Source organism: Rheinheimera sp., assembly GCF_036568245.1.
Classification (GTDB): Bacteria; Pseudomonadota; Gammaproteobacteria; order Enterobacterales; family Alteromonadaceae; genus Alishewanella.
In genome coordinates, this window is the sequence record NZ_DATCSY010000361.1 from 1 (window position 1) to 6,821 (window position 6,821).

At 46.7% G+C, this 6,821-nt stretch carries 10 protein-coding genes and 1 pseudogene; 9 read left to right on the forward strand and 2 right to left on the reverse strand.

Annotated elements, in window-relative coordinates:
* Positions 1–521, reverse strand: a 521-nt coding sequence (ampD, locus tag VIN66_RS15990; RefSeq protein ID WP_331924907.1) for a 1,6-anhydro-N-acetylmuramyl-L-alanine amidase AmpD, incomplete at its 3' end; no start/stop codon positions are given.
* A gap of 66 nt (positions 522–587) precedes the next feature.
* Here ampD and VIN66_RS15995 point away from each other — a divergent pair.
* The 6 genes from VIN66_RS15995 (at position 588) to VIN66_RS16020 (ending at position 4,230) form a co-directional block, all read left to right on the forward strand.
* Complete coding sequence (locus VIN66_RS15995; RefSeq protein WP_134052236.1) at positions 588–1,121, forward strand: retropepsin-like aspartic protease family protein; 534 nt, start codon at positions 588–590, stop codon at positions 1,119–1,121.
* A 50-nt stretch (positions 1,122–1,171) separates the two neighbouring features.
* Entirely contained in the window at positions 1,172–2,056 is an 885-nt protein-coding gene (gene nadC / locus VIN66_RS16000; RefSeq protein ID WP_331924908.1) for a carboxylating nicotinate-nucleotide diphosphorylase, read from the forward strand.
* Positions 2,057–2,105: 49 nt separating this feature from the next.
* On the forward strand, positions 2,106–2,396 hold the full coding sequence (locus tag VIN66_RS16005) for a nucleotidyltransferase family protein (RefSeq protein ID WP_331924909.1): 291 nt from the start codon (positions 2,106–2,108) through the stop codon (positions 2,394–2,396).
* Entirely contained in the window at positions 2,393–2,755 is a 363-nt protein-coding gene (locus tag VIN66_RS16010; protein WP_331924910.1) for a DUF86 domain-containing protein, read from the forward strand. The genes VIN66_RS16005 and VIN66_RS16010 overlap by 4 nt, the downstream gene beginning before the upstream one ends.
* 90 nt (positions 2,756–2,845) lie before the next feature.
* Positions 2,846–3,505, forward strand: a complete 660-nt coding sequence (locus tag VIN66_RS16015) for a cold shock and DUF1294 domain-containing protein (RefSeq protein ID WP_331924911.1) — start codon at positions 2,846–2,848, stop codon at positions 3,503–3,505.
* Between the two features lie 290 nt (positions 3,506–3,795).
* On the forward strand, positions 3,796–4,230 hold the full coding sequence (locus VIN66_RS16020) for a pilin (protein ID WP_331924912.1): 435 nt from the start codon (positions 3,796–3,798) through the stop codon (positions 4,228–4,230).
* A gap of 289 nt (positions 4,231–4,519) precedes the next feature.
* Here VIN66_RS16020 and VIN66_RS16025 read toward each other — a convergent pair whose 3' ends face one another.
* Positions 4,520–5,206 carry a transposase gene (locus VIN66_RS16025; RefSeq protein ID WP_331924913.1) on the reverse strand — a complete coding sequence of 229 codons (687 nt, stop codon included), beginning with the start codon at positions 5,204–5,206 and terminating at the stop codon, positions 4,520–4,522.
* A gap of 207 nt (positions 5,207–5,413) precedes the next feature.
* Between VIN66_RS16025 and VIN66_RS16030 the strand changes: the two genes are divergently transcribed.
* The 3 genes and pseudogenes from VIN66_RS16030 to VIN66_RS16040 form a co-directional block, all read left to right on the forward strand.
* Entirely contained in the window at positions 5,414–5,932 is a 519-nt protein-coding gene (locus tag VIN66_RS16030) for a zeta toxin family protein (protein ID WP_414709913.1), read from the forward strand.
* Complete coding sequence (locus tag VIN66_RS16035; protein WP_331924915.1) at positions 5,925–6,113, forward strand: hypothetical protein; 189 nt, start codon at positions 5,925–5,927, stop codon at positions 6,111–6,113. Before VIN66_RS16030 ends, VIN66_RS16035 begins: the two co-directional genes overlap by 8 nt.
* A 171-nt stretch (positions 6,114–6,284) precedes the next feature.
* A pseudogene (locus tag VIN66_RS16040) lies at positions 6,285–6,821 on the forward strand (type IV-A pilus assembly ATPase PilB); the annotation flags it as partial.

The following is a 6,821-nucleotide window of genomic DNA, read 5'->3' on the forward strand; positions in this document are numbered from 1 at the left end:
ATCCAGTCAAACGCTGTGCCCGGGTCGGTTTTACGTCCGGGCGCAATATCACAGTGGCCCGCTATACGTTCAGGCGTAATAGCCGGATACTGCTGCATTATCATTAGTGTCAGGTTAATCAGGCTTTTATATTGCTGATCAGTATACGGTAAATTATCGGTGCCTTCTAATTCTATGCCGATAGAAAAGTCGTTACAGCGCTCACGACCGGCAAAACTGCTGACACCGGCATGCCAGGCACGCTTTGCAAAAGGTACATACTGAAAAATGCTACCATCGCGCCAGATCACGCAATGCGCTGATACTCTTACTCCGGCAAGACCGGCAAAGCTTGGGTGTGCGGTGCAATCAAGCTCGCCCATAAAGAGCGCATCAATATAACTGTGCTGTGGTACTTTGCTGAACTCTGCTGCTGGCAGGCTGATATTGTGGATCACCAACAGGCTGACGGTTTCCGCTTGCGGCCGATCATCGTAGTGTGGGCTTTGACGCTCTGTGATAACAGGTAGAGTGGCCGTCATGATATTTTGCCTTTAACCGGCGCGGTCAGTAAGCTATAACGCTATTGTCAATGCAGGAGGTTATTAATGCAAGCGCCTGAGCCTACAAACAAATATGGTAAGACCTTCGCGATTATTGCCTGGCTTATTCTGATGGTGCTGCTGTTTTTATTTTTTCAGGACACCATCAGCAAACAGCTTAACCCAAACCAGCAACTGCGCAGTGTAACCGGCAGTAGCGGCGAAACCCGCACTGTGCTGATCCGTAACAAAAGCGGCCATTATGTCGGCACGGCTCTGGTTAACAATACGCCGGTAAACTTTATGCTCGACACCGGCGCCACCACTATTGCAATTGATGCCAGCACCGCGCGCCAGCTGAATTTACCCTTTGGCCAGAAGGTGCAGGTAAGCACCGCCAATGGTATAGCGCAGGCGTATCAAAGCCAGGTAGACAGCCTGCAGCTGGGCGATATCCGGCTGTATAACATCGACGCTGTTATCGTGCCGCAGCTGGGTAACCTGGATGGCAGCGCCGAGATATTACTGGGCATGAGCGCGCTAAAACAGTTAGAATTCCACCAGCAAGGCAATCAGCTTACCCTTATCCAGCACAATTAATACATCTTACAAACCAGACTGAATGACGAAAACCAGATGACTAAAACCAAATGACTATGCAAACCGACTTTACCACGCTATTACATCAAGAAATACAGCGCGCCGTGGCCAGCGCCCTGGCTGAAGATTTAGGCTTTTTATCCTTAGCCGACGGCGATATTACGGCGTCATTAATTCCGAAGCAGCAGCAGGCCAGTGCCACTATTATTACCCGCGAAGAGTGTGTGCTGTGCGGCAGCGCCTTTGTTGATGAAGTATTCCGCCAGCTGGGCGGCGAAGTAACTATTAACTGGCAAGCCAAAGATGGCGACAAGTTAGCCGCCAACAGCACCCTATGTACGCTGAGCGGCCCGGCCAGAGTTTTACTGACCGGCGAGCGTACCGCCCTGAACTTTTTACAGCTATTAAGCGCAACCGCTACCACCACAGCGCACTACGTGCAGTTCTTACACGGCAGCAACACCCGTTTGCTCGATACCCGTAAAACTATTCCGGGCCTGCGTTTTGCGCAAAAGTATGCTGTCAGTACCGGCGGTGGTAAGAACCATCGCATTGGTTTGTATGACGCCTTCTTAATTAAAGAAAACCATATTGCCGCAGCTGGCTCTATCGCTAATGCGGTAGCCACCGCCCGGCAAAACTTCCCCGGTAAGCCGGTAGAGGTAGAAACCGAAAACCTGACAGAGCTACAACAAGCGCTGGCTGCCAGTGCCGACATTATCATGCTGGATAACTTTAGCCTGGCCGATATCAAGCAAGCAGTAACTCTGAATGGTGGCAAAACCAAACTGGAAGTATCAGGCAATATCACCAGCGAGCGTTTAACGGAACTTGCGGCCACCGGCGTTGACTATATTTCCAGTGGAGCCTTAACCAAACACATACAGGCGATAGACTTATCGATGCGTTTAAGCATTAATCAGGAAGCTCTGTAGCGGAAAATTACCCTATACTGCACACTAAGTGTAAAACTTGGAGACTATTATGCGGCCATCAGATGCACTGTCACACAACAGGGCACTTATACACACTTTGGTAGCTCGATATAAAGCGAGCAATCCACGTATATTTGGCTCTGTGGCTATGGCCAAAGACACTGAGGGCAGTGATTTAGACTTATTGGTAGACACCTTACCAGGCACAACGTTATTTGATTTGGGCGAATTGCAGTTAATGCTTGAAGAAGCATTGGGAGTACCGGTAGACCTGTTAACACCTGGCGATTTACCAGAAAAAATACGGGTATCGATACTCAGACAAGCCGTACCTGTATGAAAATAAACCGAATTTTAACTTACATCGAGCAAATGCAGGAGTCTGTGTTTCTAGCCTGCTCCTACATTGAAGGAATTGAGAAGGCAGACTTTTTAGCTGATAAAAAAACGCAGCAGGCTGTAGTATTGAACTTGCTGGTATTGGGTGAGAACGCAACAAAAGTATTGCAGTTATATCCGGAGTTTTCTGCACTGCATGACGATATTCCCTGGCGCAGTATGAAAGGTATGCGTAACCGAATTGCTCACGGTTATTTCGATATCAATCTAGACGTCGTTTGGGACACAACCACGCAAGCATTACCTCCGCTGAGTCATCAGCTGGACCAACTGTTAAACCATTTAAAACAAAATCCATAAACACTGAAAGCCAGTATTTGGCTACAAAACATTAAACTTCTGCCGTAACGTTTTGGTCTCACCGACAAGGCATTAATACAGGAACAGCAAATGCAGCTGACCGGTACCGTAGTATTCTGGCGTGATGACAAAGGCTTTGGCTTTGTATTGTGCGATCAGAGCGGTAAAAAACTGTTTTTCCATATCCGTGATATGGCCGGAGTGGGCGATCGGCCAAAACCCGGCGACAAGCTGCAATTTAGCCTCAGCCAAGACAAACAGCAGCGCAACATTGCCGCCCCCTGGCGCTTCGCCAATGCCACTGCAGAGTCGCCGCTAAAAAAAGCATCCACCCGCGTAATACAAGGTGCAGCAGATATCGCCTACGCGAACCACACTGCTCTACTGTTCCGGCTCGCCTTTCTTATTGCTGTAGTGATAGCCCTGCTGTTTGGTAAGCTGCTATACGTGCTGCCACTGCTGTACGTAGAAGCCAGCATTTTTACCTATTGGTTATACAAAGCCGACAAAGAAGCCGCCATAGCCCGCCATGGCAACCGGTTGACGGAAGAAACGCTGCAACTATTTAGCTTAATTGGCGGCTGGCCAGGGGCTTACCTCGCCCAGCAACAGCTGGCGCATAAGCGCAGTAAAATGTCCTTTCGCCGTGAGTTTGGCTTTGTTATTGCCGGCAACGCCCTGTTGGTGATCTGGTTACTATCACCCTGGGGCCAGGCATTTTTAGCCCGCATGGCGCTGTGGGCCACCTGAAAACTGCCAGTTACTAGCGCAAAAACACGCTAAAAAGCGCGCCTAACACCTCCCCTACCGCGACAGATAACATGGCATTTCTGTTTCAGATTTATTTTAGAGTTTTTTAACTAGTACTTTTTTACTAGTGAAACAATAACAAAATTCCCGACTTTAGATAAAAATAGCCTTTAATTACAAATAGTTGCAATTAACAGGCAAATTTAGTTACATTTGACTTGCGCCGCTTGTTAAAAAGTTCAAAATTATAAGCAGCCCGAGCGGCTAATAAAAAATCAGGAGAAGTTAAAATGAAACGTAACCAACAAGGTTTTACCTTAATCGAATTAATGATCGTTGTAGCGATCATCGGTATCTTAGCCGCAGTAGCACTGCCAGCTTATCAGGATTATACGCGGTCCGCGCGGTCTGCTGGCTTGGTTTCTGCTGCGATGTCTTATAAAACAGCAGTTGATGTTGCAGTTGGCACTGGCGCTATTACAACGGTCGCAGGCATTACTTTAGGAGCAAATGGCGTGCCAACAGCTGCTGATATGCAACGAGATGCAAACGTGCAAACAGCCGCAGTAACGGCCGGAGTACTGACTATAACTGGTACTGCTGCTGTAGGTACTGCCTCTAACACGCTGACATTAACTCCCGTTATTAATGCTACAAATCTTACTGTAACATGGACTTGGGGTGGCAATTGTGTTACGACTGGTGTATGTAAAGGTATACAATAATTAAACGATATTCCTTGCCGTTGAGGTCTAATCCAAAGCCAGCTAACTACGCTGGCTTTTTCTTTTAGGTCGGTATATTTGATATTCAGATCCAGTTGCTTATAGCCATAAAAGCTGTCACTGCATTAATTGTTTGCAACCTTCGGGGTCAGATCCAATTGTTAATTAGTCATCGTCCTGCTGCTGCAACCTTCGGGGTCAAAAACCTTCGGGGTCAGATCCAATTGTTAATTAGTTAACCTTCGGGGTCATAACCTTCATAACCTTCGGGGTCAGATCCAATTGTTAATTAGTCATCGTCCTGCTGCACTGTCTTGCGGGGTGACACCGGCCTGCTAAGTTGCTTTGCTATCTGTTGTTTAAAATGCTCACTGCCCAAAACCCAGCCTTTGTTGCTGGCATAGCGGATCTCTGCCAGCGCTTTATCAGAAAAAGGTTGCTCGAATAAATTCAGATAGGCTTGTTGGCGCTCTGCTTCGCTACTGCCCAACGCCAGATAGCTGGCATGGGGTTGCCACAGCTGAATAGCCTTACCCAGCGCGTTGGCATGAAAGCTCGACCAAGGATATGCAGCGGGGTGGTCTACCATCAATGCACGCACTGGGTTTAGTTCTATATAACGACTAACGGCTAATGCGTAGTAGTCATTGTCTACAAGGGTTGCTTTGTAACGCCCTTCCCATAAAGTGCCGGTGCGGCCATAGGTTTTATTGACGTACTGCACATAAAACCGCCCCAGCGCTTGCATTAACAGGCTTATACCGTTTTCATGTTGCGGTGTTATTAGCAAATGCACATGATTAGTCATTAACACAAAAGCATGCACTTGCACATCATGCTGCTGTGCATACTGTTTTAGCCTGGCAAGATACACCCGATAATCATCATCGGAAAAAAAGCACACCTGCCGGTTATTACCGCGCTGAATAATGTGCTGTGCATAGCCCGGTGCGTTGTAACGTGATTGTCTTGCCATGACTCGTTATCCAAGCGCTTTTTATTTTTACAAATAATATACATATAAAGTCATAAAGACTATTTTACTAAGGTTATCAAAGCAAAGCGTTCTGGCTCACTATTGCTCAAACGAGTATACTCACAGGGTAAAACATAACCGGAGCTACAAATGCCGACGTGCTGGATTATCGCCGGGCCAAACGGCGCAGGTAAAACTACGTTTGCGTTGGAATTTTTGCCCACAGTAGCTGCTTGCGAATATTTTATTAATGCGGATTTGATCGCTGCTGGTTTGTCCCCTCTTGCTCCGGAAAAGGAATCCTTAAACGCTAGCCGGCTGTTTCTTTCTGAAATACAGCACCGCATTAATAAACAGCAATCTTTTGCTTTTGAAACAACGCTGTCAGGCCGAACTTACTTAAAACTAATTAAGCAGTTACAACAGGACGGTTGGCGGGTTGAGTTAATTTACCTAGCATTGCCTAACGCTGAGGTATCTAGATTACGCGTTGCAGAGCGTGTTTCACACGGCGGGCACAACATACCGCTTAAAGATATTAAACGCAGGTTTCCACGCAGTTTGGCTAACTTGTTTAACGAATACTCACCATTAGTTGACTCTTGTCAGTGTTACTTTAATGCTGATGAAGAACCCGTTTTGATTTTTGAGCAGCAGGGCACGGCCCGGCAAGTTTACCAGCCTCAGCTGTATCAGCTGTTATTAGAGGTTTCAGACAATGTCTAATACACCAAAGTCTAACTATTCCACTGAAGATACGCTTAACTCGTTGCGCCGAGCTGTGCATAAAGCACTTGAGCGTAAGCGCAAGTTAGGCCAGTACACCGTGCAATGGCGCGCCAATAAAATAGTCATTAACGGCAGGGATATGGGGTCAGATCCAATTGTGATAAATGACGATAATTAATAGTGTCAGATGCGGCGAATTTTTTGTTTGCGTGTCAATCCGCCCACTCATTTCAGGCAAGCTCAGTACAAGGGCATTAACCACGCTATAAACTTGAATAAACTGTGTTAAATGGCATAATCAAGTAACTTTTTTTATGTCTTATTAGCAAAATCAGGATGTTTTCGCTGAATGGCCGTCACCACCACCTCTACCTTATTTAAACGTTTAGTGCAGCTTGGTCTGTTAAATGGCGACCAGGCCACAAAAATTGTCACAGATAAAGGCGGCCAGTTTAAGAACCTGCCAGAGCTGTTAATTACTGAAAAGCTGATTAAATCTGACGAACTAGCCCGTGCAGCTGCTGGTATTAGCCATGCTATCAGCCTGGACTTAGACCATTTTGATATTGACAGCGTACCGGAAGAACTGCGCAATGAAAAACTGGTGCGTAAAACCGATATGCTGCCGCTTGGCAAGCGTGGCCGCACCATGTTTCTGGGCGTGGTAGACCCGACTAATATCCAAACCATTGAAGATTTTGAGTTTAACACCGGTTTAAATGCCGAAGTAGTGGTAGTTGAATACGACAAGCTGCACAGACTGATAGATAAGTTGTTCGACAGCAGCCTTGGTGTTGATTTTACTGAAGGTGACTGGGATTTAGGCTCATTAGGGATAGTACAGGAAGAGGAAGAGGAAAATCAGGGCGTACAGGTTGATAAGGAA

Bases quoted from the DNA above. Each gene is read 5' to 3' on its own strand.
- VIN66_RS15995 (WP_134052236.1), top strand. From the start codon at position 588: ATGCAAGCGCCTGAGCCTACAAACAAATATGGTAAGACCTTCGCGATT.
- nadC (WP_331924908.1), top strand. From the start codon at position 1,172: ATGACTATGCAAACCGACTTTACCACGCTATTACATCAAGAAATACAG.
- VIN66_RS16005 (WP_331924909.1), top strand. From the start codon at position 2,106: ATGCGGCCATCAGATGCACTGTCACACAACAGGGCACTTATACACACT.
- VIN66_RS16010 (WP_331924910.1), top strand. From the start codon at position 2,393: ATGAAAATAAACCGAATTTTAACTTACATCGAGCAAATGCAGGAGTCT.
- VIN66_RS16015 (WP_331924911.1), top strand. From the start codon at position 2,846: ATGCAGCTGACCGGTACCGTAGTATTCTGGCGTGATGACAAAGGCTTT.
- VIN66_RS16020 (WP_331924912.1), top strand. From the start codon at position 3,796: ATGAAACGTAACCAACAAGGTTTTACCTTAATCGAATTAATGATCGTT.
- VIN66_RS16025 (WP_331924913.1), bottom strand. From the start codon at position 5,206: ATGGCAAGACAATCACGTTACAACGCACCGGGCTATGCACAGCACATT.
- VIN66_RS16035 (WP_331924915.1), top strand. From the start codon at position 5,925: ATGTCTAATACACCAAAGTCTAACTATTCCACTGAAGATACGCTTAAC.